General features: G+C 73.4%; 24 protein-coding genes and 1 tRNA gene. 12 read left to right on the forward strand and 13 right to left on the reverse strand.

Going from position 1 to position 24989, the window contains the following annotated elements:
- The first annotated feature begins 88 nt into the window (after nt 1-88).
- Nucleotides 89-721 carry a TetR/AcrR family transcriptional regulator gene (locus ABZ956_RS22125; RefSeq protein WP_361896410.1) on the forward strand — a complete coding sequence of 211 codons (633 nt, stop codon included), beginning with the start codon at nt 89-91 and terminating at the stop codon, nt 719-721.
- A gap of 15 nt (nt 722-736) precedes the next feature.
- A complete protein-coding gene (soxR, locus tag ABZ956_RS22130; RefSeq protein WP_361896205.1) occupies nt 737-1198 on the forward strand; it encodes a redox-sensitive transcriptional activator SoxR in 462 nt (153 codons plus the stop codon).
- Between the two features lie 54 nt (nt 1199-1252).
- Here the strand turns inward: soxR and ABZ956_RS22135 are convergent, their stop codons facing one another.
- Nucleotides 1253-1864: a hypothetical protein gene (locus tag ABZ956_RS22135; RefSeq protein WP_361896207.1), complete on the reverse strand. Its 612-nt coding sequence runs from the start codon at nt 1862-1864 to the stop codon at nt 1253-1255.
- Nucleotides 1865-2042: 178 nt separating this feature from the next.
- Complete coding sequence (locus tag ABZ956_RS22140) at nt 2043-3359, reverse strand: serine-threonine protein kinase (protein ID WP_361896210.1); 1317 nt, start codon at nt 3357-3359, stop codon at nt 2043-2045.
- Between the two features lie 155 nt (nt 3360-3514).
- On the opposite strand from ABZ956_RS22140, the gene ABZ956_RS22145 reads away from it, so the two are divergent.
- Nucleotides 3515-4129, forward strand: coding sequence for a TetR/AcrR family transcriptional regulator (locus ABZ956_RS22145; protein ID WP_361896212.1), 615 nt, complete (start codon nt 3515-3517; stop codon nt 4127-4129).
- Nucleotides 4130-4151: 22 nt separating this feature from the next.
- Here ABZ956_RS22145 and ABZ956_RS22150 read toward each other — a convergent pair whose 3' ends face one another.
- The 4 genes from ABZ956_RS22150 to ABZ956_RS22165 form a co-directional block, all read right to left on the reverse strand.
- Nucleotides 4152-5366 carry an acyl-CoA dehydrogenase family protein gene (locus tag ABZ956_RS22150; protein WP_361896215.1) on the reverse strand — a complete coding sequence of 405 codons (1215 nt, stop codon included), beginning with the start codon at nt 5364-5366 and terminating at the stop codon, nt 4152-4154.
- 4 nt (nt 5367-5370) lie between these two features.
- Complete coding sequence (locus ABZ956_RS22155) at nt 5371-6396, reverse strand: phosphotransferase family protein (RefSeq protein WP_361896218.1); 1026 nt, start codon at nt 6394-6396, stop codon at nt 5371-5373.
- Between the two features lie 119 nt (nt 6397-6515).
- Complete coding sequence (locus tag ABZ956_RS22160) at nt 6516-7463, reverse strand: MBL fold metallo-hydrolase (protein ID WP_361896221.1); 948 nt, start codon at nt 7461-7463, stop codon at nt 6516-6518.
- Nucleotides 7464-7574: 111 nt separating this feature from the next.
- A complete protein-coding gene (locus ABZ956_RS22165; protein WP_361896224.1) occupies nt 7575-8015 on the reverse strand; it encodes a MarR family transcriptional regulator in 441 nt (146 codons plus the stop codon).
- A 151-nt stretch (nt 8016-8166) separates the two neighbouring features.
- Between ABZ956_RS22165 and ABZ956_RS22170 the strand changes: the two genes are divergently transcribed.
- Both ABZ956_RS22170 and ABZ956_RS22175 read left to right on the forward strand, forming a co-directional pair.
- Complete coding sequence (locus tag ABZ956_RS22170; protein WP_361896227.1) at nt 8167-9675, forward strand: MFS transporter; 1509 nt, start codon at nt 8167-8169, stop codon at nt 9673-9675.
- A gap of 32 nt (nt 9676-9707) precedes the next feature.
- Nucleotides 9708-10631 (forward strand): NADP-dependent oxidoreductase, encoded by a 924-nt coding sequence (locus ABZ956_RS22175; RefSeq protein WP_361896229.1) that lies wholly within the window; start codon nt 9708-9710, stop codon nt 10629-10631.
- Nucleotides 10632-10653: 22 nt separating this feature from the next.
- On the opposite strand, the gene ABZ956_RS22180 is transcribed toward ABZ956_RS22175, so the two are convergent.
- Together ABZ956_RS22180 and ABZ956_RS22185 are read right to left on the reverse strand one after the other, a co-directional pair.
- Nucleotides 10654-11184, reverse strand: coding sequence for an NUDIX domain-containing protein (locus tag ABZ956_RS22180; RefSeq protein ID WP_361896232.1), 531 nt, complete (start codon nt 11182-11184; stop codon nt 10654-10656).
- 23 nt (nt 11185-11207) lie between these two features.
- Nucleotides 11208-12089: a DMT family transporter gene (locus ABZ956_RS22185; RefSeq protein ID WP_361896413.1), complete on the reverse strand. Its 882-nt coding sequence runs from the start codon at nt 12087-12089 to the stop codon at nt 11208-11210.
- A gap of 369 nt (nt 12090-12458) precedes the next feature.
- Here ABZ956_RS22185 and ABZ956_RS22190 point away from each other — a divergent pair, with 369 nt between their 5' ends.
- The 3 genes from ABZ956_RS22190 to ABZ956_RS22200 all read left to right on the forward strand — a co-directional run bounded on the left by ABZ956_RS22190 (nt 12459) and on the right by ABZ956_RS22200 (nt 17086).
- A complete protein-coding gene (locus ABZ956_RS22190; RefSeq protein WP_361896235.1) occupies nt 12459-13493 on the forward strand; it encodes a hypothetical protein in 1035 nt (344 codons plus the stop codon).
- A gap of 75 nt (nt 13494-13568) precedes the next feature.
- Nucleotides 13569-15143 (forward strand): APC family permease, encoded by a 1575-nt coding sequence (locus tag ABZ956_RS22195; RefSeq protein ID WP_361896238.1) that lies wholly within the window; start codon nt 13569-13571, stop codon nt 15141-15143.
- A complete protein-coding gene (locus ABZ956_RS22200; RefSeq protein ID WP_361896241.1) occupies nt 15140-17086 on the forward strand; it encodes a primary-amine oxidase in 1947 nt (648 codons plus the stop codon). The genes ABZ956_RS22195 and ABZ956_RS22200 overlap by 4 nt, the downstream gene beginning before the upstream one ends.
- Nucleotides 17087-17104: 18 nt before the next feature.
- Here the strand turns inward: ABZ956_RS22200 and ABZ956_RS22205 are convergent, their stop codons facing one another.
- Entirely contained in the window at nt 17105-17509 is a 405-nt protein-coding gene (locus tag ABZ956_RS22205) for a (2Fe-2S) ferredoxin domain-containing protein (protein WP_361896244.1), read from the reverse strand.
- 110 nt (nt 17510-17619) lie between these two features.
- Nucleotides 17620-17707: transfer RNA gene (locus tag ABZ956_RS22210), tRNA-Leu, on the reverse strand.
- A 236-nt stretch (nt 17708-17943) separates the two neighbouring features.
- Between ABZ956_RS22210 and ABZ956_RS22215 the strand changes: the two genes are divergently transcribed.
- The 3 genes from ABZ956_RS22215 to ABZ956_RS22225 all read left to right on the forward strand — a co-directional run bounded on the left by ABZ956_RS22215 (nt 17944) and on the right by ABZ956_RS22225 (nt 20703).
- Nucleotides 17944-19287, forward strand: coding sequence for a M20/M25/M40 family metallo-hydrolase (locus tag ABZ956_RS22215; protein ID WP_361896247.1), 1344 nt, complete (start codon nt 17944-17946; stop codon nt 19285-19287).
- A gap of 153 nt (nt 19288-19440) precedes the next feature.
- Complete coding sequence (locus tag ABZ956_RS22220) at nt 19441-19674, forward strand: chaplin (RefSeq protein WP_361896250.1); 234 nt, start codon at nt 19441-19443, stop codon at nt 19672-19674.
- Nucleotides 19675-19854: 180 nt separating this feature from the next.
- Entirely contained in the window at nt 19855-20703 is an 849-nt protein-coding gene (locus tag ABZ956_RS22225) for a chaplin family protein (RefSeq protein WP_361896253.1), read from the forward strand.
- 129 nt (nt 20704-20832) lie between these two features.
- On the opposite strand, the gene ABZ956_RS22230 is transcribed toward ABZ956_RS22225, so the two are convergent.
- Entirely contained in the window at nt 20833-21021 is a 189-nt protein-coding gene (locus tag ABZ956_RS22230) for a DUF5703 family protein (protein WP_225664025.1), read from the reverse strand.
- Between the two features lie 47 nt (nt 21022-21068).
- Between ABZ956_RS22230 and ABZ956_RS22235 the strand changes: the two genes are divergently transcribed.
- Nucleotides 21069-21827: a hypothetical protein gene (locus ABZ956_RS22235; protein ID WP_361896256.1), complete on the forward strand. Its 759-nt coding sequence runs from the start codon at nt 21069-21071 to the stop codon at nt 21825-21827.
- Nucleotides 21828-21885: 58 nt separating this feature from the next.
- Here the strand turns inward: ABZ956_RS22235 and ABZ956_RS22240 are convergent, their stop codons facing one another.
- Together ABZ956_RS22240 and ABZ956_RS22245 are read right to left on the reverse strand one after the other, a co-directional pair.
- A complete protein-coding gene (locus tag ABZ956_RS22240; protein ID WP_361896259.1) occupies nt 21886-23928 on the reverse strand; it encodes a helix-hairpin-helix domain-containing protein in 2043 nt (680 codons plus the stop codon).
- Nucleotides 23925-24908 (reverse strand): aldo/keto reductase, encoded by a 984-nt coding sequence (locus tag ABZ956_RS22245; RefSeq protein ID WP_361896262.1) that lies wholly within the window; start codon nt 24906-24908, stop codon nt 23925-23927. The genes ABZ956_RS22240 and ABZ956_RS22245 overlap by 4 nt, the downstream gene beginning before the upstream one ends.
- Nucleotides 24909-24989 lie beyond the last annotated feature (81 nt).

Raw genomic sequence — 24989 nt, forward strand, 5'->3', positions numbered from 1 at the left:
CGCCTAAGCGCTTGCTCAGCTCCGGGGTATGGTGTTCGTTCTTCTGTCGGCGAGGGGCCCGGACCGGGCCCGGAGAGCGGGGCACGCGATGGGCTCGGAGGCGCAGCGCAGCGAGGAGTGGGCCGACGTCACGCCCGACGCCGCCAGGCGGCTGCTGACCGCCGCCGTCCAGGCCTTCGCCGAACGCGGCTACCACGCCACCACCACCCGCGACATCGCCGGCCGCGCCGGAATGAGCCCCGCCGCGCTCTACATCCACTACCGGACCAAGGAAGAACTGCTCTTCCGCATCAGCAGCGTCGGCCACCGCCTCGCCCTCGACATCCTGCGCCGGGCCCGCGAGGGCGCCGGCACCCCCGCCGAGCGGCTCGCCGCCGCCGTGCGCCGCTTCGTCCGCTGGCACGCCGAGCACCACACCACCGCACGCGTCGTGCAGTACGAACTCGGGGCGCTCGCCGAGGAGCACTACGCCGAGATCGTCGCCCTGCGCCGCGAGAGCGACGCGGCGGTCCGCGCCATCATCGAGGACGGCGTCGCCGCGGGCGACTTCGACGTCCCCGACGTCCGCGGCACGACACTGGCCGTGCTCTCCCTGTGCATCGACGTCGCCCGCTGGTTCAACGCGGAGGGCAAGCGCACCCCCGAGGAGGTCGGCGAGCTCCACGCCGGGCTGGTGCTGCGCATGGTGGGACACGGCGGGCCCCTGCCCGGCGACCGCTGACGTACAGTCTGAGCCGTGCCGCAGATTTCGAACAAGATTCATGAGCTCACCGTCGGGCAGCTCTCCGCGCGCAGCGGCGCGGCCGTCTCCGCACTGCACTTCTACGAGACCAAGGGGCTGATCAACAGCCGTCGCACGGCGGGCAACCAGCGCCGCTACGACCGTGACGCGCTGCGCCGGGTCGCCTTCATCCGCGCCGCCCAGCGCGTCGGCATCCCGCTCGCCACGATCCGTGACGCGCTCGCCGAGCTGCCCGACGAGCGCACCCCCAACCGCGCCGACTGGGCCCGGCTGTCGGAGATCTGGCGGGTGGAGCTGGACCAGCGGATACAGCAGCTGAACGCGTTGCGCGACCGCCTGGACGACTGCATCGGCTGCGGCTGCCTCTCGCTCGACAGGTGCGCCCTGTCCAACCCGGACGACCGCTTCGGCACCATGGGCAGCGGCTCGATCCTGTACGGCCAGCGCAACGGCTGACGGCCGGCCCGCCGGCCAGGGCCGGACGTTCCCCGGGTGCCCCGGGGAACGCCGTCACACCGCCGCGTAGCGCTCGGCGAAGGTGTACCGCCGCGCCGCGGACAGCGCGGCGGGGGTGAGGACGGGCACGGGGACCACGATGCCGCAGTCCGTGCAGACGGGCCCCTCCAGCGGGTAGCGCTCCAGGTCCGTGCGCCACTCGATGCGCTCCTGGGCGCACACCGGGCAGGCGTCGCCGGGAGCGGACTCCATGGCCGTGATCACCCGGCGCAGGACCTCCGCGAGCCGTGCGTCCGGCTGCACCTCCGGCGACGCGCAGGGCACGATGTCGCAGCCTCCCCAGGTGTTGCGGTGCCAGTCGTCGACGGCGCTGGGCTGGCGGATGCCGTCGTGCTTCTCCCGGCGGCGCCGGCCGGCGAACTCGGCCTCGTACGCCAGCCAGACCTCGCGGGCCTCCTCCAGCTCGGACAGCGCGGCGATCAGCAGCGCGGGGTCGGGGGCGCGATCGTCAGGGGCGATGCCGGCGCGGGCGCACAGGTGGCGCCACGTCGCCCGGTGCCCGTAGGGGGCGAAGCGCTCGAGGCATTTGCGCAAAGAGGTCCGTCGCAGTGCGATGGTGTTCCGTGGATTGCGGACTTCCCGGGCTAGTGCTCTGAAACCTGCCACTGCATCCCACCTCCGGCGGCGCGGACTCGGATCGACATGGAAGGGACGTATCCCGTCGCCATTCGGATCCATCGGATATTCGGATCCTGGACGCGATACGCGCCGACTCCGCTCTGCTACCCCCATCGGGCGCACAGATGTGGGCCGCCTCGAAGGTGGCGGATCCTCAACCCACCGCTCAGCGCACGAGCCGCCCGGCCAGCAGCACGAGACGGGCCAGCTCCCCGTGGCAGATGTCGCTGTGCGCGCCGGACGGCGGGCCTCCGCGCCGTACGACCGAGGCGACGTCGACGTTGACGCAGCCGCTGTCCGGCAGCGGCCCGGCCAGCGCTTGTTCCAGCTTCAGCGTCACGCAGCCGTCCACGGCCTGGACGCCGTCATGGCCCATCGCCCCCCACCGGGGGTCCTTGAGCCCGAGCACCGACTGGCTGTCCCCGGACAGCCGGGAGGCCAGCGGATAGAGCGCGCTGAGCGCCAGGTCGTGGCGCGAATGGCAGCACAGCACCGGGCCCGAGACCTTTTCGTGCACCTCTTTCAGTGCCCCGGAGCGGTCCGTGGCGAACGGCAGCCGGGGCGCGAACGCGTAGTGCGAGAAGGCGCCTTGGAGCAGGGTGAGGGAGTGCACGCACCGTGCGCGCTCCGCCATGCCCCATGCCGCGAAGGCGACGAGCCGCCCCCCGAAGCTGTGCCCGATCAGGTGCACCCGCAAAGCCGGCGCGGCCTCGGCCAGCGCCGCGAGGACCGGGCCGAGCCCCGTCCGGCCGACCGTGCCCGCGCGCCGCTTCATCTCCCAGTACGAGCCCTGGCGCAGCAACTCCAGGGCGCCGGACCACAGCCGGCCGAGCCCCCCGAACACCTCCGCCCCGCCCCCGGAGGCCACGGCGTCGGCGAAGCGCCCGCACACCGCCTCCGCGCCCTCGGTGAACATGGCCGGCTCCCCGGGCTCGTCCGCACCCGGCTCGGTGTCGTGGAGGCAGGGATCCTCCGGACGGGCCACCGCCTCCCGGCCGGGACCGGCCACGAGCCGGCGGACGAGAGCGGCGAACTCCTCCAGCCGCGCCGGGTCCTGCGGTCGCCGCTCGATCAGCTCCGCCATCCGGTCCAGCAGGGCCTCGCTGCCGGGGAAGACGTCCGCCAGCGCCCGCAGCGTGCCGGGCTCCAGCACCGGGCCGGCGCCGGTGAGCGCCGGGCGCTGCCGCGGGAAGTCGGGTATGGGCTCGTCGGTGAAGCGCATGGACGGCCAGATCACGCCGCCGTAGCCGAGGCGCGCGGTGGCCCCGGAGGCGGCGAGCACGGTGGGGAAGGGGGTGAAGAACCGTTCGTAGAGGCGGTTCGCGAACGTCCTGCTGTTGTTCCAGCCGTGGGCGAAGATCACCAGATCGGTGATCCCGCTGTCCGCCACGCCCCGGACCAGGGCCTCCCGCCCGGCCGGGGCCATGTCCCCCTCGGCGTCGAACGTCAGCTCCCAGTACGGCTCCACACCTATGCCCGTCACATGTCCCCCTGTGGCCGCTCGGATCGTGCGCGCATCGTCCTGCCGTCAAGGGGGCATGTCCAGCCTTCCGGCGGCTACTTCACCCATGGGTGAGGGTCTTCCGCCCCGGCATACCGACTGGTTAGTGTGCCGGACACGGAAGGCGGGTGGTGACGATGACTGCCACGACGACGGCGGCGGCCGGAACGACGGACAAGTGCGGCAGGCCCGTACCCCAGCGGCTGCTGGCGGCCGCCACCCGGCTCTTCGCCGAGCAGGGGTACGACCGCACATCGGTACAGGAGATCGTGCGGGCGGCCGGAGTGACCAAGGGGGCGCTCTACCACTACTTCGGCTCGAAGGACGACCTGCTGCACGAGGTGTACGGCAGGGTCCTGCGGCTGCAGCAGGAGCGGCTCGACGCCTTCGCGGGCGCCGACGCGCCGGTCGAGCGTCGGCTGCGCGACGCCGCGGCCGACGTCGTGGTGACCACCATCGAGAACCTCGACGACACGAAGATCTTCTTCCGGTCGATGCACCACCTGGGCCCCGAGAAGCTCAAGCAGGTACGCGCCGAACGGCGCCGCTACCACGAGCGGTTCAGGGCGCTGGTGGAGGAGGGCCAGCGTTCGGGGGTGTTCGGCTCGGCGACCCCCGCCGACCTGGTGGTGGACTACCACTTCGGCTCCGTCCACCACCTGGCCAGCTGGTACCGCCCGGACGGCCCGCTCAGCGCGCGGCAGGTCGCCGACCACCTGGCGGACCTGCTGATGCGGGCGCTGCGCCCCTAGCCGCCGGGCCGGGCGCGCGGCGCTAGCGGTACCGCGCCAGCTCCCTGCGCGCCAGCGACCGCTGATGCACCTCGTCCGGCCCGTCCGCCAGGCGCAGCGTCCGCGCCGCCGCCCACAGCTCCGCCAGCGGGAAGTCCTGGCCGACCCCGGCCGCCCCGTGCACCTGCACCGCCCGGTCGATGATGTCGACGACCGTGCGCGGCGTGGCGATCTTGATGGCCTGGATCTCCGTGTGGGCGCCGCGGTTGCCCACCGTGTCCATCAGCCATGCCGTCTTGAGCACCAGCAGGCGCAGCTGCTCGACGGCCACGCGCGCGTCCGCGATCCACTCCCGCACCACCCCCTGCTCGGCGAGGGGCTTGCCGAAGGCCGTACGGGCCACCGCCCGCCGGCACATCAGCTCGATGGCGCGCTCGGCCATGCCGATCAGCCGCATGCAGTGGTGGATCCGGCCCGGGCCGAGCCGGGCCTGGGCGATCGCGAAGCCACCGCCCTCCTCGCCGACCAGGTGGTGCGCCGGGACCCGTACGCGGTCGAAGACGACCTCCGCGTGCCCGCCGTGGTAGTGGTCCTCGTAGCCGTAGACCCGCATGGCGCGGCGGATCCGCACGCCGGGCGCGTCCCGGGGGACGAGCACCATGGACTGCTGCCGGCGGATGTCCGTGGCGTCCGGGTCGGTCTTGCCCATCACGATGAAGATCCGGCAATCCGGGTGCAGGGCACCGGAGATGTACCACTTGCGGCCGGTGACGACGTACGCGTCGCCGTCCCGCTCGATGCGGGTCTCGATGTTCGTCGCGTCCGAGGAGGCCACGTCCGGCTCGGTCATCGCGAACGCCGAGCGCATCGTGCCCGCCAGCAGCGGCTCGAGCCAGAGCTCGCGCTGCTCCGCGGTGCCGAACTGCGCGAGCAGCTCCATGTTCCCGGTGTCGGGGGCCGCGCAGTTCAGCGCGGTGGGGGCGAGCTGGGGGCTGCGGCCGGTGATCTCGGCCAGTGGCGCGTACTGCAGGTTGGTCAGGCCGGCGCCGTACCGCTCGTCGGGAAGGAAGAGATTCCACAGCCCGCGCCGGCGCGCCTCGGCCTTGAGCTCCTCCACCACCGGTGGGACGTCCCAGGGCGAGGCCGCCTCCTGCCGCTGCCGTGCCGCCACGGCCTCCGCCGGGTGGACCTGCTCGTCCATGAAGGCCAGCAGCCGGCCGCGCAGTTCCTCGGTGCGGGCGTCGAATGCGAAGTCCATGTGCTCAGCCCTTCCGCAGGGTGGTGAGCCCGTTGTCGGTGAACAGCGGGACGAGCTCCCCGATGCGGTCGAAGCCCTCGCCGACGGTCTGCCCGAGGGTGTAGCGGCGGTGGATGCCCTCCAGGATCACCGCGAGCTTGAAGTAGGCGAAGGCGGTGTACCAGGGCAGCGCCGAGATGTCGCGGCCGGAGCGGGCCGCGTAGCGCCCGGCGATCTCGGCCGGCTCCGGGTGGCCGGGAGCGCCGCGGGTGGTGCAGAGGGGGGAGCCGGGGATCTCCCGCTGCTCGCTGTACATGATCAACAGGCCGAGGTCGGTGAGCGGGTCGCCGAGGGTGGACATCTCCCAGTCCAGGACCGCCGCGATCGTGTCGTCGGCGCCGACCAGGACGTTGTCGAGCCGGTAGTCGCCGTGCACGACGGTGGGCGCGGGGGAGTGGGGCAGCGCCGCGGCGAGCTCCCGGTGCAGCTCGTCGATGCCGGGCAGGTCGCGCCCGCGCGAGGCCTGGAGCTGCTTGTCCCACCGGCGCAGCTGCCGCTCCAGGAAGCCCTCCGGGCGCCCGAAGTCCGCCAGCCCGGCCGCCGGTGGGTCCACGGCGTGCAGGGCGACGAGCGTGTCGGTCAGCTCCAGCACGACCTTGCGGGTGCGCTCCGGGCCGAGGGCGGTGAGCTGGCCCGCGGTGCGGTAGGGCGTGCCCTCGACGAACTCCATGACGTAGAAAGGCGCCCCGATGACGTCCTCGTCCTCGCAGAGCAGCACCGCCCGCGGCACCGGCACCGCCGTACCGCGCAGCGCGTCGATCACCCGGTGCTCGCGCCGCATGTCGTGCGCGGTGGCCAGCACGTGCCCCAGCGGGGGCCGGCGCACCACCCAGTGCCCGGGGCCGTCGTCGCGCACCGCGTAGGTGAGGTTGGACCGCCCCCCTTCGATCAGCTCGGCGCGCAGCGCTCCGCGCACCAGCCCGGGCCGTTCGCGCTCCAGGTGGGCGCGCAGCCGCTCCGGATCGAGCCCCGGCAGGTTGTCCTTGCTCATCGAGTGCCCCTCCACACGGAGTTGAACGTACGGCCGTACGTCCGGTGGACGGACGGCATGACGACCGGCCTCATCATGCCGACCAGTCGGTATGCCGTCCAGGGGTCACCCGGCCTCTCTCACGCGTGGCAGGGCAGGGGCCGGCCGCCGTTCATCAGCGTCATGTCCCCGAGGACGGGCATCAGGTCCAGCGGTGAGCCCAGCGGCAGCCCGTCCAGCTCCGCGTAGGCGCGGTGCAGGTTGGCGACCAGGCGTTCGCTCTCGCGCAGGTCGGCGAACTCGCCCAGGTCCGCTGTGCGCGCGGCCTCCAGCGGGGTGCGGCCGGCGGCGTGGGAGGTGCGGGCCAGTTCCTGGACGTAGCGCAGGTAGCGCTCGACGGTGTCGTAGACGCCCGGGTCGGTCACGCGGCCGTGCCCCGGTACGACCGTGGGCGCGTCGAGCGCGCGCAGCGTCTGAAGGGCGCGCAGCGAGCCGCTGAGCGAGCCCATCATCACGAAGGGGGTACCGCCGTTGAAGACGAGGTCGCCGGTGAAGACGACGCCCTGCTCCGGCAGCCAGGCGATGGTGTCGCCGACGGTGTGCGCGGGGCCGGGGTGGATCAGCCGCACCTCGATGTCGCCGACGTGCACGGTGAGGGTGTCGGTGTAGGTGAGGTTCGGGGCGCTGACCTCGATGTCGCCGTACTCGACGGCGGGCCAGGCCTGGTGCAACTGCAGGCCCGCGGCGAGGGTCTCGCGGCGGCAGTCGGTGTGGCCGATGACCGTGGCGCCGGGCGTGAAGACACAGTTGCCGTAGGTGTGGTCGCCGTGGTGGTGGGTGTTGACCAGGATCTGCGGCTGCGGCGCGCCGCTCGCGGCCACCGCGTCGCGCAGCAGGCGGGCGCGCCGCTCGGTGGCGGCGGTGTCGATCAGCAGGGTGCGGCCGCCGTCGCTCACGAACCCCGCGTTGTTCAGGCACCAGCCGCCGTCGGGCTGGATGTAGGCGCTCACGCCGGGTGCGAGGGGGACGGTGTACGGCTCGGTGCCCGTCGCCCCGTCGGTGGGCGCGTCGTCGCGCGTCGTGGTCATCGTTGGCCTCCCATGGCGTCCGCCGCCCGGCCGGGCGGATCCGACCGACCGTCAGAATACGGGCGGCCGGGCGCGCGTGCGCGAGGTGGTGGGGCGCAGGTCGGACGCGTGTCAGGCGCGGTGCTCCAGGCCGGGGCGCAGCCGCTCCAGGAGGCCGAACAGCGTCGTGCGCTCGTTCTCGTCGAGGGCGTCGAGCGCGCTGTGGGTGGCCTGCATCTCGGCCCGTACCCGGCGGATGGTCTCGTGGCCCTCGTCGGTGGCGACCACGTTCTTCACCCGGCGGTCGGCGGGGTCGGGCTCGCGGCGCACCAGGCCGCGCGCCTCGAGCCGGTCCACGATGCCGGTGACGTTGGAGGCGTCGCAGACCAGCAGGGTGGCCAGGCCCCGCATCGGCACCGGGCCCTTGAGCTGGGACAGCAGCTTGGCCTGGACGGAGGTGAGGCCGTGGCGGGCGGCGGCGGCCGCGAAGTCCTGCCACTGGGCGGTGCCGAGCGCGGCCACCAGCTCGAGGAGCTGGGCCTTGGTCGGGGCGTGTGAGGTCGGGCCGGTCATGGGTCGAGTGTACTCAAAGAGCTTGATGGCTTAAATCATTAACTTGACTATGTGAAGTATCGGGTCCTACCGTGATGCGAGTTGCTTGACGATCTCAAGCATCAATGTCGTGAAGTAACTGGCCCGCAGCCCGAAGGAACCCCTCCCCCTCATGACCTCGCCAGCGCCCGCAGCACCGGCCGGCCCGCGGAACGGGACACGCGCCGAGACGCGAACGGTCTTCGCCCTGAGCCTCGCCGCCATGGTCGTCTCGATGATGCAGACCCTTGTCGTGCCGATCCTCGGCCTCATCCAGAACGACCTCGGGACCACCTCCGCCGACGTCAGCTGGGTCACCACCGCGACCCTGCTCTCCGCCGCCGTCTTCACCCCGCTGCTCGGCCGCTTCGGCGACCAGCACGGCAAGAAGAAGACGCTGGTCGGCGTGCTGGTCGTGATGGTCGCCGGGTCCGTCCTGGCGGCCGTGACGCACTCCCTGCTCTGGCTCATCGTCGGCCGCGTCCTGCAGGGCGCCGCCACCGCGATCTTCCCGCTCGCGCTGTCCGTCCTGCGCGAGGAGGTCCGCCCGGCCAAGCTGCCCGGCGCGATGGCCATGGTCAGCGGCACCCTCGCCTTCGGCAGCGGCCTGGCGCTCGTCGCCACCGGCCTGCTCACCTCCGGCGACGATCCCGACTACCGCAGCGCCTTCTGGCTGGCCACCGGCCTCGCCACGCTCGCCCTGATCGCGGTCGTCACCCTCGTCCCCGCCACCCGCGAGACCACCGGCGGCCGCACCGACGTCCTCGGCGCGCTCACCCTGGCCGCCACGCTGGTGCTGCTCCTGCTGCCGATCACCCAGGGCCACGAATGGGGCTGGTCCTCCGGCCGCACCGCCGGCTGCTTCGCCGGCGCCGTCGTGATGGCCGTGCTCTGGACGCTGGTCGAGCGCAGGGTCCGCGAGCCGCTGGTGGACATGAAGATGTTCGCCCACCGCCCGGTGCTCTTCGCCAACCTCGCCGGCCTCCTCGTCGGCTTCGGCTCCTTCGCCCTCTTCATCGGCGTCTCCTACCTCGTCCAGATGCCCTCGAAGATCACCGGCTATGGCTTCGACGCCGGCGTCCTGCGCGCCTCGGTGGAGTACCTGCTGCCCAGCACCATCGTCTCGCTGCTCGCGGCCCCCGTCGGCGGCCGGCTCGTCCGCCACCACGGCCCGCGCCTGGTGCTGCTGCTCGCCTCGCTCACCGGCACCGCCGGCTTCGTATGGATCGCGCTCGACCACGAGCACACCCTCTCGGTGATCGCCGCGGGCATGTTCGTCGGCGCGGCCATCAGCCTCGGCTACGCCGCCATGCCGGCCGTGATCGTCGCCAGCGTCCCGCACCACCAGACCGGCATCGCCAACGGCATCAATTCCATCTCCCGCTCGACCGGCAGCGCCATCGGCAGCGCGATGATCACCACGGTCCTCGCCTCCAAGAGCGTCGAGCACCTGCCGCCGGGCGCGCCCGAGCTGCCCGCGGAGAGCCAGTTCACGCTGACCTTCGTCATCGCGGGGACCGCGTTCCTGCTGGTCTCCGCCGTGGCCTGGCTGGGCCTGAAGAAGATCCGAACCCTGGGGCCGGCAGCGGTGGCGGGCCAGGCCCCGGCGTCCCACGCTGAAACCGCACCCGCCACACGCTGAACACCGCCCCCAGCGACAAAGGAGTCAGCACGATGAAGGCTGTCAGCTACCGGACCTACGGCGGCCCCGAGGTCCTCGAGTACGGCGACATCCCCCGGCCCAAGACCGGCCCCGACGCCGTCCTGATCAAGGTCAAGGCGGCGGCCGTCAACCCCGTCGACTGGAAGGCGCAGGCCGGCTACCTCGACGGCCTGATCGAGCCCGTCTTCCCGGTCGTGCCCGGCTGGGACGTCTCCGGCGTGGTCGTCGCGCCGGGCTCGGACACCCCCGAGTTCCAGGTGGGCGACGAGGTCATCGGCTATGTCCGGGAGGACTTCCTCTCCCGGGGCACGTTCGCCGAGTACGTGGCCGCCCCGGTGCGCACGCTCGCGCCCAAGCCCGCCAACCTCACCTTCGAGGAGGCCGCGGGCATCCCGCTGGCGGGCCTGACCGCCTACCAGGCCCTGAAGGCGGTCAAGGCGGGGGAGGGCGACACCGTGCTGATCCACGCCGCGGCCGGCGGCGTCGGCACCATGGCCGTCCAGCTCGCCCGGCACCTCGGCGCCCGCGTCATCGGCACGGCCAGCGAGCGCAACCACGACTACCTGCGCTCCCTGGGCGCCGAGCCCGTCACCTACGGCGAGGGCCTCGCCGGGCGCGTACGGGCCCTGGCGCCCAAGGGCGTGACCGCGGTCCTCGACCTGGTCGGCGGCGGGGCGATCGAGATCTCGCCCGAGGTGGCGGCCGACGGCGCCCGCCTGGTCTCCGTCGCCGACCCGGCCGTGGCCGGCCTCGGCGGCCGCCTGCTGTGGGTGCGCCCCGACACCGCCGACCTCACGGCGCTGAGCCGCCTGGCCGAGCAGGGCGTGCTCACGGTCGAGGTGGCCGAGGTCTTCCCACTGGAGAAGACGGCCGACGCACAGCGCCTGAGCGCCCAGGGCCACACGCGAGGCAAGATCATCGTCACGGTCGAGTGAGCGGCCGCCGCGGGGCCCGGGGCTACTCCCGGGCCCCGCGGTGTTCCTGGAGCCGGTGGTACGCCTCGAGCCCGTCCGGCACCCACGGCCAGCTGTCCAGGCGCGCCCGCAGCTCCTCCTCGGACAGGAAGCCGTACCAGGCGACCTCTTCCTCCTGAGGCCGGACCGGAAGGTCGCAGCGCACCTCGTAGACCGCCGACCACCAGCTGTGCTCGGGCGTCTCATAAAGGAAACGGAACAGCGGCGTGGGTGCGGGCAGTCCGCTGACGCCCAGCTCCTCCTCGGCCTCCCGCAGCGCGGCCCCGTCGTAGGACTCGCCCGTCCCGAGGGCACCGCCGACGAACATGTCGTAGCGCGAGGGGAAGACGAGCTTGCGCGCGGTGCGCCGGTGCACGAAGATCCGCCCCCGCGCGTCCCTGGCCTGGACGAACACACAGCGGTGCCGCAGCTTCCGCGCGTACACCTCGCCCCGCCGCGCCTGCCCCACGACCCGGTCGTGCTCGTCGACGACGTCCAGTACCTCATCGGCCCCGAGCGGCTGCTGATCAGTCATGGGGTCATCCAAGCAGCCCGCCGTCAGTACGGCTGGAGGTCGCGGATCTGCCCGGGCGCCGCCATCCCCGAGGGCATGGCCGGATGCCGGCCGATCAGGACGATCCCGAGGACGATCGCCACCACGCCCGCGGCCTGGGCCGCCAGCGCCCCCGGCGTCGTGCGCAGCTGGTCGCCCATGAACCCGACCCCGCAGGCGATCCCCGCCAGCGGCTGGGCGGCGGTCAGGGCGGGCAGCGACATCCGCAGGGGCGCCGTCTCGAAGGCGCTCTGCACCAGCACCAGCGCCGCGACCCCGAGCGCCACCACCGCGTACGGCTGCCAGCTCGTGGCCAGGACGGTCCAGCCCTGGGCCAGCCGGCCGCCGCACACCCGGGTGAGCGCGTCCTGCACGCCGTACAGCAGCCCGGCCGCCACCGCCAGCAGGGCCGCCTCCGTGCTCATCCGCACCCGTTTGGAGAGGGCCGCCAGCAGCAGGGCCGCACCCACCATGACGCCGACGACCAGCCAGTGGCGCAGCGGATCGGTCACGGTGCGCCCGCCGTGCGGCCGCCCCGCGACGATGAAGGCGGCCACCCCGCCCGCCAGCAGCCACAGGCCCGCCCAGCCGGTCAGCCCGAGCGGGGCTCTGGTCAGCCACCGGGAGAAGGCCATCGCGAACAGCAGGTTCGTCGCCAGCAGCGGCTCGACCAGCGAGACCTCGCCCCGGCCGAGCGCGATCGCGCCCAGCGCCATGCCGCACACCATGAACGCGATGCCCGCCAGCCAGCGCGGCATCCGGGCCAGGTCCAGCAGCAGCCGGAGCGAGAGGAAGTCGCTCATGGGGGCCCGCTGCGCGGCGTTCTGCTGGAGGACGAACCCCACACCCAGGAAGCATGCCGCGCTCACGGCGAAGGCGAAGACCATCACGTCGCGCACCTCAAGACCGAGCGGTCGTCGGACACTTGGCAGGGAGACGATAGCCGCCGCAGGGGGCGGCATGGCGGTCGAGTACCCCTTTTCTGGGCATTTATCCTGCCCGGAGTGGTGATGACCCCCGGATCGTCGAACTGTAGTTCGCAGTGCGCGCGTGCCCGTGACGTTCCGCATCCCCCGCCCCGGGGGTCCGCGGCAACTGGAGCTGACGGTACGTTACTTGACGTTATGTCAGCGTGAGGACCGGCCTTGACTCGGAGCCGTGACTACCGGTTTGCTGTGCGTGATCGAGTAAGCATGTGCACGGACGCCCCTGACCCGGCGCCCGGAGGGGACGTACGCCGTGGAGGAACCCCGCAGATGACGCCCCCACCCCCCTTGGGCCGCCCCCGGAACAAGGACGGGCCGAGCTTCGACTCCGCCCTGGACGACAGCGAACTCGCGACCGTACGCGACGCGCTGACCCGGGGCCGCTGGGCCGACACCCGCACCCTGCTCGCCCGCACCGGCGACGACTGGGACCGCCGGGGCCACCGCCTCGTCGTCCTCGCCGAGAGCGCCACCAGCGCCGCCTGGGCCCGGGAGTGGCAGCTCGCCGAGCCCGACAGCCCCGACGCCGCCGCCCTCCTGGCCTGCGCCACCGTCTTCCGCGCCCTGCACGGCAAGGACAGCCCCGACGCCGCCCGCGCCCTGTGCCTGACCGCCGCCCGCATGGCCCCCCGCGACCCGACCCCCTGGCTCGCCATCCTCCTCCTCGCCCGCCGCACCGGCACCGACGACGAGCGCGTGCGCGCCTTCGACCAGGTGCGCGCCCGGCACCGGGACCACCACCACGCCCACCACCTGATGGCCGCCTGCCTGGCCGAACGCCAGGACGGCGACCGCGACGACCCGCTGCACGAGGTCTACGACTTCGCCTCCTGGGCCGCCGAACAGGCCCCCGCGGACTCCCCGCTGGCCGTGCTGCCCGTCGTCGCCCACGCCGAGCGCTACCGCGTCCTGGCGGGCGCCGGCCTCGAACCCGCCGACCCCGCCCGCTCGGGACACTGGACCACGCGCCGGGCCCGGCAGGTGATGAAGGCGGCGTTCGACTGGTGGCTCGAATGGGACATCGATGAGGACGCAGCAGACGCAGCAGACACAGCGGACGCAGCAGACACAGCAGACGCGGCGGACGGAGCAGGGGCAGCGGCGGCCACCACGGCCCACCCCCGGCGCAAGGTCGACCTCAACTACCTGGCCCACGCCAAGCTGCACGAGGGCCGCCCCGCCGAGGCCGCGGCCCTGCTCACCCGCATCGGCCGGCACGCCACGCACGCCCCCTGGTCCTACCCCGACCGGGACCCCAGGAAGAGCTTCCGGGCCGCCCGCCGCGCCGTCCTCGGCGCCGCCTGACCCACGGCCCGCACCGCCTCGCACCACCCGCACCACCCCGGCTCCGCTCACCCCCACGGGAAGGACGGCCCCGCCATGTCGACGGGCATCACGCGCGAGATCAGCACCTTCAAAGGGCAGGAAAGACGCCTGCGCGCAAGCCGCATAGGAGTGGCGGGCCTGCTGCTGTCGGTCGTCGCCGCCAGCGCCCCGCTGATGGTCACCGCGGGCGTCATGCCCACCACCTACGGGACCATGGGCATCGTCGGCCAGCCCCTGCTCTTCGTCATCCTCGGCGTCGTCCTGACCCTCTTCAGCTTCGGCTACGCCGAGATGAGCCGCCACGTCCACAACGCCGGCGCCTTCTACGCCTACATCGCCCGTGGCCTGGGCGGCACCGCCGGCGCCGCCGCCTCCGTCGTCGCCCTGGTCGCCTACAGCGCCATGCAGTTCGCGATCTACGGCATCTTCGGCTTCGAGCTCTCCGGCCTCCTCGACCAGCATCTCGGCCTGCGCGTCGCCTGGTGGGTGCCCGCCCTCGTGGCCGTCGCCGCCGTCGGCGCGCTCGGCTGGCTCAAGATAGACCTCAACGCCAAGGTCCTCGGCGTGCTGCTGCTCATCGAGTGCGCCATGGTCGTCGTCTTCGACGCCGCCGCCCTCGGCAGCCCCGGCCCGGACGGCCTCTCCCTGCACGCCTTCGACCCCGCCACCCTCTCCGGCGCCGGGCTCGGCACCGCGCTGTGCTTCACCATCGCCTCCTTCGTCGGCTTCGAACAGGCCGCCGTCTACGCCGAGGAGACCAGCCGGCCGCAGGTCGCCGTCGCCCGCGTGACCTTCCTCGCCGTCGGCTTCGTCGCCCTGTTCTTCGCCTTCGCCTCCTGGGCGCTGAACGTGGCCGCCGGGCCGTCACAGATCGTCGATCTGGCGCGGAAGGAGGGCCCGAACCTCCTCTTCGCCCTCTCCGAGGACCGGTTCGGCGCCACCTTCACCGACGCCATGCACCTCTTCTACGTGACCGGCATGTTCGCCGCGATGCTCAGCTTCCACAACGTCGTCGCCCGCTACGCCTTCGCCATGGGCCGCGAGGGCCTGCTGCCGGCCGCCCTCGGCCGCACCTCCAGGGCCAGCGGCGCCCCCGCCTACGGCTCGCTGCTCCAAAGCGCCGTCTCGCTGCTGGCCGTCGCGCTCTTCGCGCTCACCGACGACCGCCCCCACGGCGACCCGACCGCGCCCGTCCTGCGGCTGTTCACCTGGATGGGCAACGTCGGCGCGCTCGGCGTCATCGTGCTGATGGCCGCCGCCAGCGCCGCCGTCATCGTCTTCTTCGTCCGCCGCGGCGCGGCCCGCGCCCAGGCACCCCGGCTGATCGCCTCCGGGGTCGCCGGGCTGATCCTGCTGATCATCGTCGGCTACGCGGTCAAGGACTTCGACGTCCTGCTCGGCGCCGGCCCCGGAGGGGCCCTGAGCTGGATCCTGCCCGGCCTGATCGGCCTCGCCGTCCTCCTCGGGCTCGGCTACGGGCTCGTGCTGAAGGCCGTACGCCCGCAGGTGCACGCGCGCATCGGGCTCGGCAACGAGGCGTTCCAGCTGGAGAAGGCCGCCAAGGAGGCGGCGGCCACGGAGCCCTCCGCAACCACCGGCCCCACCCACTCCAGAAAGGTTTCCTCATGACGTGCTGCCCCTCCGGCTCCCCGGCCGCCGCGCCCCATCCCCTCGACCCGCTGAGCGCCGACGAGATAGCCACGGCCCGCCGCGTACTGGAGGAGGCGGGCAAGGTCTTACCCTCCACCCGCTTCCCCCTCGTCCTGCTCGACGAGCCCGACCGCCACACGGCCGCCGTCCACCGGCCCGGCGACCCCGTCGTGCGGCGGCTGCGCGTCACCCTGCTCGACACCGCGACCGGCGCGGCCGCCGAGGCCCTCGTCGACGTCACCGGCGCCCTGCTGCTCTCCTACCGCGCGCTGGACGTGGCCACCGAAGGCCAGCCGCAGGTCCTGTTCGAGGAGTACCCGGTCGTCGAGGCGATCGTGAAGGCCGACCCCGGCTGGCGCAAGGCCATGGCCGAGCGCGGCGTGGACGACACCGACCTGGCCGTCTGCGCCCCGCTCGCGGCCGGCGACCTCGTGCTCGACAGGCCGGGCCGCCGGCTGCTGCGCTGCCTGACCTGGCTGCGCTGCGACGCGACCGACAACGCCTGGGCCCACCCCGTGGGCGGCCTCGTGGCCGACGTCGACGTCATCGAGCGGCGCGTCGTACGGATCATCGACACCGGAGCGGTGCCCGTACCCACCGAATGCGGCCGGTACGAGAGCGAGTTCACCGGACCGGCCCGCACCGACCTGCGCCCCCTGGAGATCACCCAGCCCGAGGGGCCGTCCTTCCGGCTCGACGGGCCCCTGCTGACCTGGCAGAACTGGAGCTTCCGCGTCGACTTCAACGCGCGCGAGGGCCTCGTCCTGCACCGCGTCACCCACCGCGACGGACAGGACGGCCGGGAACGACCGGTCCTGCACCGCGCCTCCCTCGCCGAGATGGCCGTCTCCTACGGCGAACCCGAGGAGAGCCGCAACTGGGTGGCCTTCCTCGACGCGGGCGAGTACTCCCTGGGCCGCAACGCCAACGCCCTGCGGCTCGGCTGCGACTGCCTCGGCGAGATCCGCTACCTGGACGCCGTCGTCGCCGACGACGAGGGCAACCCCCAGACCCTGCCCAACGCCATCTGCGTCCACGAGGAGGACCACGGCCTCCTGTGGAAGCACACCGACATCTTCAACGACAACGCCGCCCACAGCCGCCGCTCCCGCCGCCTGGTCATCTCCTTCATCGCGACCGTCGGCAACTACGACTACGGCTTCTACTGGTACTTCCACCAGGACGGCACCATCGCCTTCGAGGCCAAGTCCACCGGCATGGTGCAGACCGCCGCTGTCGAGCCCGGCGCGGGCTCGCCCCACGGCACCGAGATCGCGCCGGGCCTGCTCGCCCCGTACCACCAGCACCTGTTCTGCGTCCGGCTCGACGTGGCCGTCGACGGGCTCGCCAACACCGTCGAGGAGGTCGACGTCGTCCCCGTCCCGCCCGGCCCGTCCAACCCGGCCGGCAACGCCTTCACCACCCGTACGACCGTCCTCGCCGACAGCGCGGACGGCGGCCGGGTGGCCGACCCCGCCGCCGGGCGGCGCTGGCGGATCACCAACCCCGGCTCGCGCAACCGCATGGGACAGCCCGTCGCCTACACCCTCGTCCCGCAGCCGGGGCCGCTCGTCCTGGCGCAACCCGGGTCCGCCGTGGCCCGGCGCACCGCCTACGGCACCAAGCACCTGTGGGTCACCCGCCACCGCCCCGACCGGCGCTACCCGGCGGGCGACTACCCCAACCAGCACCCCGGGGGCGCCGGGCTGCCGCGATGGACCACGGGCGGCGAGAGCCTGGAGAACACCGAGCTGACCGTCTGGCACACCTTCGGGCCCACGCACCTGCCGCGCCTGGAGGAGTGGCCGGTCATGCCGGTCGACGCCACGGGCTTCTCGCTCAAGCCCACGGGGTTCTTCGACCGCAACCCCGCCCTGGACCTGCCGGTGGAGAGGGACGGCGGCAGCCACCGCGCGGTGTGACGGGCCGGGGGAGGCGCCTCAGCTCTCCAGCGCCTTCCCCACCCGCCGCGAGACGGTGAACTCGTACAGGTCCAGCACCCCGGGCGGCTCCGCCAGCCCCGGCCCGCCGGCCCGCACCCACGCGGCGATGTCCGCCAGCGCGTCGTCGTCGTTGACCAGCCCCAGCCACACGGGCCTGCCCCCGGCCGCCCGCCCCGCCGCCGACGGCTGCACCACCACCACGTTCGCCTGGTCGCACACGTCCAGGCACTCCGAGGCCCGCACCGGGGCGGCATCCCCCAGGGCCCGCCGCAGCCGGGCGATCTGCCCCGCGTGATCCACGCCCGGCACCTTCGCGGGATCGCCGCAGCAACAGCCCCGGCAGACGGTGACCCGGCAGGGTGCGGCGGAGGGAACGGCGCTGCGGGGGCTCTGGGGCGTCATCCGGATGATCTTACGCAGCATCGAACGCCAGCACGAGGGGTCGCCGGGCCGCTCGCCCGTAAAAGACCAGGACATACAGAAGAACCCCAGCTGATAGCTGGGGTTCCCGCTGGTGTCCGAGGGGGGACTTGAACCCCCACGCCCGATAAAGGGCACTAGCACCTCAAGCTAGCGCGTCTGCCATTCCGCCACCCGGACCAGGTGTCTGTCTCTGCGGGGTGTTCCCCGCGGCGACATGGAAAACAATACCAAACATTCGACGGTGCTCGATCACGCTGCCGGGCGCCGCCGGGCACCGCTCGTTGCGGGCGTATGTCGGCCGCATTGCGGCCTTGGGCTGGGGGAACAGGAGAGGGAGGATGGCCGTGGACCCACGCCGGGGGGCCCGCGCGTACCCGCCGCGGCCGACCGGCGGCGAACCACGAGGAGGCAGCGTGAGCGAGTCGAAGCCGGTCGTCGACGGTACAGCAGGTACAGCCGGGAACGCCGAGAAGGAGGTCGTCGACCTCTGCCGCGACCTGATCCGGATCGACACCAGCAACTACGGCGACCACTCCGGCCCCGGCGAGCGGGCGGCCGCCGAGTACGTGGCCGGGAAGCTGGCCGAGGTCGGGCTCGAGCCGCGGATCATCGAGTCCCACCGGGGCCGCGCCTCGACCGTGGCCCGGATCGAGGGCGAGGACCCCTCCCGGCCGGCCCTGCTCATCCACGGCCACACCGACGTCGTGCCCGCCGACGCCGACGACTGGACCCACCACCCCTTCGCCGGGGAGATCACGGACGGCTGCGTGTGGGGGCGCGGCGCGGTCGACATGAAGGACATGGACGCGATGACCCTCGCGGTCGTCCGCGACCGCCTGCGCACCGGGCGCAAGCCGCCCCGCGACATCGTGCTGGCCTTCCTGGCCGACGAGGAGGCCGGCGGCGTCTACGGCGCCCGGTACCTGGTGGACAAGCACCCCGGGCTCTTCGAGGGCGTCACCGAGGCGATCGGCGAGGTCGGCGGCTTCTCCTTCACGGTCAACGAGAACCTGCGGCTCTATCTGGTGGAGACCGCCCAGAAGGGCATGCACTGGATGCGGCTCACCGTGGACGGCACGGCCGGCCACGGCTCGATGACCAACAAGGACAACGCCATCACCGAGCTGTGCGAGGCGGTCGGCCGGCTGGGGCGGCACGAGTTCCCGGTCCGGGTGACCAAGTCCGTGCGGTCCTTCCTCGACGAGCTGTCCGACGCGCTCGGCACCCCGCTCGACCCGGAGGACATGGAGGCCACGCTCGCCAAGCTCGGCGGCATCGCCAAGATGATCGGCACCACCCTGCGCAACACCGCGGCCCCGACGATGCTCGGCGCCGGGTACAAGGTCAACGTGATCCCGGGGCAGGCCACCGCCCACGTCGACGGCCGGTTCCTGCCCGGCTACGAGGAGGAGTTCCTCGCCGACCTCGACCGCGTCCTCGGGCCGCGGGTCAAGCGCGAGGACGTCCACGCGGACAAGGCGCTGGAGACCAGCTTCGACGGGGACCTCGTCGACGCCATGCAGACGGCGCTCAAGGCCGAGGACCCCATCGCGCGGGCCGTGCCGTACATGCTCTCCGGCGGCACCGACGCCAAGCACTTCGACGACCTGGGCATCCGCTGCTTCGGCTTCGCCCCGCTCAAGCTGCCGCCCGAGCTGGACTTCGCGGGGATGTTCCACGGCGTGGACGAGCGCGTGCCCGTCGACGGCCTGCAATTCGGGGTGCGTGTGCTCGACCGCTTCCTGGACGCGTGCTGACATCGGCCCTGAAAGAGAGTCGGGCCGTACGTATTTGGCGCCTTCTTCGCCGGAACGAGTGAACGCCTTCCTCCTTACGTAGCTCCAATTCCCCCGTGTCGTTACAGGTGTGCGGTCCGCGGCTGGGATCGCATTGCCAACAAGGAGGAATCCATGCTCAAGAAGGTCGTCGCCGCCGCGGCAGCCACCAGTGGTCTCGTACTCGTGGGCGCGGGCGTCGCCGCCGCCACCGGGGGGGCCCAGGGTGCTGCCGTGAACTCTCCCGGCGTCGTCTCGGGCAACGTCGTCCAGGTCCCGGTGGCTGTGCCGGTGAACCTGTGTGGCAACACGATCAATGTCGTCGGGCTGCTCAACCCCGCTTTCGGTAACACCTGCGTCAACAAGTGACGCCGTGTCCCAATCCGTGAGGGGCTGAACCCGCAGCGGCTCCGGAGCGCGCGCCATGCGTTCCGGGGCCGCCGGACTTTGGGGCCATCGGGATGGGACCAGGTTTTCCGCGCACGGGTGGGGAAATGTACGCCCTTGCGCATTCCGCATGGCAAGCAGCAGCAGAGGGGCAAGACGAAAATGCGACAGGTCACCAAGAAGGGCCTGATCACCGTAGCGGCGGCCAGTGGGGTGATCGCCGCCGTCACCGGCGGCTACGCCCAGGCCGACTCGGGTGCCAACGGCGCCGCGACGCACTCCCCGGGCGTCGCTTCGGGGAACACCGTTCAGGTTCCGGTCCACGTGCCGGTGAACGCGTGCGGCAACACCGTGAACGTCGTCGGGTTGCTCAACCCCGCGACGGGCAACCGCTGTGTCAACGGCGGCCACGGCCACAAGGGCCACGGCGGCCACGGTCACGGCGGCCACGGAGGCTACGGCCACGGCGGTGCGCTGGCGGACGGCAAGAGCGTCGGCTCGCCCGGCGTGGCCTCCGGCAACACCGCGCAGGTGCCGGTCAGCATCCCGGTCAACGCGTGCGGCAACAGCGTCAACGTGGTCGGGATCGGCAACTCCACGCACGGCAACACGTGCGTCAACAACGGCCACGGCCCGGCCCAGCAGGGCCACGGCCACAAGCCGCCGCACGGCGAGAAGCCGGGGCACCAGGGCCCGCAGAAGCCCGGTGGGCACCACAACCCGCCCACCGAGGCGAAGCCCGGCCACAAGCCGCCGGCCAAGCACCACGACGAGCCGGCCGGCCACCCCGGCGCGCCGGGTCACCACCAGGCCAAGCCGGCCATGGAGGTGAAGGACGCGCACCTTCCCGCCGCGCCCCTCGCCGAGCACCGTCCGGCCACGGTCGCCCAGAAGGCCGCGGAGCTCGCGCACACCGGTGCCGGCCAGCTGGGTGCGGCCGGTGCCGCCAGCGCGGGCCTGCTGCTCGGCGGCGCGATGCTCTACCGCCGTTCCCGTGGGGCCCAGGGCTGACACGCCCTGAACGGCTGAGCCGGTCGGAACCGGCACGGAGCGGGCCCCGCAGCCGCGGGGCCCGCTCCGTATGCGTTCACTCCCGGGCGTTCACCCGGTTGCCGTGCGGTACCGAAGGGCGGTACCCGGTCACCACGTGGCGCGGATCTGGCGAATGATCCTCCGGCGCAGCCGCACCCTGCGGCTGCCGTCGGGATAGAGGCGCAGTCGGTCCAACTCCCAGTGTCCGTACTCGGCGTGTTCGGTCAGCAGGCGTGTGGTCGCCCTCCGGGAGACACCCCTGGGCACATACACATCGCAGAATTCGTATTCCGGCATCGCATCTATTGTGCGGGAACGGGCCCGGTGCGGATAGCGTCTGCACTATGTCTGATGCTGCGCAGCCAACCGCTGCCGAGGTACGGGCCGCCGCCGAGGCGGTCAAAGCCGCTCTGGACCGCCACCTCGAGGCCGTCGAACGCCGTTCGGGGGAGGACGACCCGGCCGTCTACGCCGCGTTCAACGAGCTGGCCGCGACAGCCGAGGCGTACGACGAGCTGCTGTACGACGCCTACGACGAGGTCACCCCCTTCGAGATCCCCGGGGACGACACGCTGCCCGCCTACGCGGGGCCGGACGAGCCCAGCGCACTGAGCGTGCTGATCCGCAGGGACTACGCGGTGGTCGAGCCGCAGCGGCTGCTCGCCCAGGCCCAGCGTGTCGCCGATCTCGATCCGGACGTCGACGTCGACACGGACGCGGGAGGGCACGGCGGCGCGGCCGGCATCGTCGGCCACAGCGTGCACGCCGCCCTCGGGGTGCTCTTCGGCGAGTACGAGCCGGACGAAATCGCCTCCCGGCACAAGGAATTCGGCCTGGAGGAGGGTGACTCCACGCTGTGGGTGTCGGCCGCCGACGAACCGGCCGAGCCGGGGGAGTGGCTGGCCGAACCCTTCGAGCAGGCCGATCCGCAGCGCGTCATCTGCCGCTTCGACGTCAGCGCCGTCTTCGACGAGGAGCTCGGCCTCGACGGCGATGACGATGACGACGACGGCGATGACGACGACGGAGATGACGAGGACGACGATCTCGACGTCGACGACGGGGGTGACGACGGCCGGACCGTACGCCGCCCACGCCGCTGACCTCGGCTTTTCCGGCCGTCCGGCCGGCTCCTGGGGGAGCCGGCCGGACGGCCGGTGGTCATTCGGCCGGGCGGCTCTGCGCCTCCAGCAGGGACCGCAGGCGGGTGGTCCGCTCCTTCGCCGGCACCTCGGCGACGGCGCGGGGCAGCGCCTGGTCCACGCCCTGCACCACCGACAGGTGCCGCTCGGCGCGGCTGAACGCCGTGTAGATCCACGAGCGCGTCAGCGACCCGGCGGCATCGCCCGGCAGGACCACCACGGCCGCGGGCCAGCGCGTCCCGGCCGCCTGGTGAGCGGTCACGGCCCAGCCGTGGCGCACCTCGTCACCGACGCGGTCCGGCGGTACGACCACGGGGGCGCCGTCGCAGTCCAGGTGCAGCCCCTCGGCGTCCGCGGAGGTCACGGTCCCGGGGAGCATGCGGCCGGGCGCGGGGACGTAGGCGACGCGGTCGCCGGGGTCGAAGCCGCCGAACCGGCCGGGGCCGGGGTTCAGCCGCTCCTTGAGCGCCGCGTTGAGCGCGCGGGTGCCGGCGGGGCCGCCGTGGCCCGGGGTGATCACCTGGGTGCGGTCGGCGGGCACACCGATGGCGCGCGGGACGGAGTCGGCGACCAGCTGCACCGTGCGGTGCACCGCCTCGCCCGGATCCCGCACCGGGACGATCACGACCTCCTTGCCGGGCGCGGCCACCTGAAGGAGCTCGCCGACGCCGATGCCCGAGACGAGCTCGCCGAGCGGGCCCGGGTCGGGGGTGCGGGAGACGACCACCGGGCAGGCGCGGGCCGCCACGACGTCCGCGAACACGCGGCCCGGGCCCGCCGACCACAGCACGCCGGGGTCGCCGCCGAGCACCAGGCGGGTGCCGTCCGCGAGCGACTCCACCAGCAGTGCCGCCGTCTCCACGTCCAGCTGCGGGGCGTCGAGGACGACGAGCAGGTCCAGGGCCAGGGAGCCGTCCTCGTCGCGCCCGGGGCCCTCCTGGCCGGACAGCAGGCCGGCGACGGTGACGGCGTCGGGGACGCCCAGCGCGGCGAGGCGGCGGCGGCCGTCCTCGGTGTGCGCGGCGGCGCAGGCGCGCAGGCCCAGCCCGGCCGCGGCCGTCACCAGGGCGGCGGGCTCGGCGCGGGCCGCCTCGCCGCCGCTGTGCGCCACCAGGCCGCAGGCCGCGGCCGCGCGGATCAGCTCGGCGGCGGAGGGGGAGGGGGCGGCGCCGGCCGCCGCTTCCCAGTCGGCTTCGGGCAGGGGGGCGGCGATCAGCCGGGCGAGGCCGTCGGCGAGGCTCTCCTCCGCCATGGCGTACCGGTCCAGTCCCAGCAGCAGCGACACCGGTGACTCGCCGTCCCCGTCCTCGCTCCCGGCCTCACCCTCGCCTTCGGGGCCCTCGTGGAACACCAGCACCGCACCCTCGGCGATGGCGTTCTGCAGCGCCTCGTCCGGGTCGGGCACGGAGCGCCGCGCGAGCTCGGCGCGCAGCGCCGGGGCCTGAAGGACGGTGTGCCCGGCGAGCGCGGCGCGCTCCAGCAGCCATACGACGAGCGCCTGGGCCCGCCGCTCGTCGCCCGGCCCGCACTCGGGCCCCAGCAGGGCGCGCGCGAAGCCGTCGGCCTGCTCGGGCCGTACGCCCGGCACGGCCAGCAGCCGCCAGGGGTCCTCGCGCAGGATGTCGGCGGCCTGCTCGCCGAGCGCTTGCGCGGCCTGCGGCGCGAGCTGCTCGGGGGCGCCGCCCGCGGCGAGCACCTCGACGAGTCCGGCGCTGGGCGCGACCGTCGCCGGGGCGGCCGGAGCCTGCGCGGGCCGGACGGGTGCCGGTCGCGCCGCGGGCCGGGGCTTGGGCTTGGGCTCGGTGAAGAACGAGGCCGCGGACCGCTCCCCGCTCTCCACGGCCCGCACCGCCGCCGCCAACGCCTCGGCCACGGCCGACCGCGCCCCGGCCGGGCTCCCGCCCGCACCCGGCGCGCCCTCGCCACCGCTCGGCCCAGGAGCACCGTCCCGCGCGTCGTCGGCTCTGCCGTGCGGCAACCGGGCCGCGTCGGGGGCCGGGGCTGTGTCGGCGGCCTCGGGGGCGGTGGCGTCGTCGGCGAGGTGACCGGGGTCGTTGGTCACAGCGTGCTCCAGTTGTGGTCGGGGTAGCGGTGCACGGGCGCCGACACGTCGTCGAGCGCCTGGCAGATCTCGTCCGGAAGACTAAGGGTCTCCACTGACAGTGCCGCCCCGAGCTGCTGCGCGGTGCGGGCGCCGACGATCGGTGCGACGACGCCGGGGCGGTCGCGGACCCAGGCCAGGGCCACCTGCAGCGGCGTGGTGGCGAGGCCGTGGGCGGCCGTGGTGACCGCGTCGACGACGCGGGCCGCCGTGTCGTCGAGGTAGGGGGCGACGAAGGGGGCGAGGTGTTCGGAGGCGCCCCGGGAGTCGGCCGGGGTGCCGTGGCGGTACTTGCCCGTGAGCACGCCCCGGCCCAGCGGCGAGGAGGGCAGGACGCCGATGCCGAGGTCGAGCGCGGCGGGCAGCACCTCCCGCTCGATGCCGCGCTGCAGCAGTGAGTACTCCATCTGCGTACAGGCCAGCCGGGTGCGCACCGCGGGCTCGGCGAGCTGCCAGGTCGCGGCCTTGGCGAGCTGCCAGCCGCTGAAGCCCACGACCCCGGCGTAGCGGGCCCGGCCGCTGCGGACGGCGAGGTCGACGGCCTGCAGCGTCTCCTCGACGGGGGTGGCGGGGTCGAAGGCGTGTATCTGCCATACGTCGACGTAGTCGGTGCCGAGCCGTTCCAGCGAGGCGTCGAGCGCCGCGAGCAGGTGGCCGCGTGAGCAGTCCACGCGCCGGTCGGGGTCCAGCACGCTGCCGGCCTTGGTGGCGATGACCAGGTCCCGGCGCGGTACGAGATCCTCCAGGAGCCGCCCGAGCAGATATTCGGCGCCCCCGTCCGCGTAGACGTCCGCGGTGTCGACGAGCGTGCCGCCCGCCTCCCAGAAGGTCTTGAGCTGCCCGGCCGCCTCGTGTTCCCCGGTGTCCCGGCCCCAGGTCAGGGTGCCGAGCCCGATCCGGGATACCCGCAGGCCAGTGCGGCCGAGATGCCTTTGTTCCATGAGCGCTGAGAGTACTGTTCGCGTCGCACCGCGTCGCCGCGCCGCCCCCGGGTGCCGTCAACCGCCCGGTGACGTACAGGG

It is taken from the genome of Streptomyces sp. NPDC046261 (assembly GCF_040646235.1).
Lineage (GTDB): Bacteria > Actinomycetota > Actinomycetes > Streptomycetales > Streptomycetaceae > Streptomyces.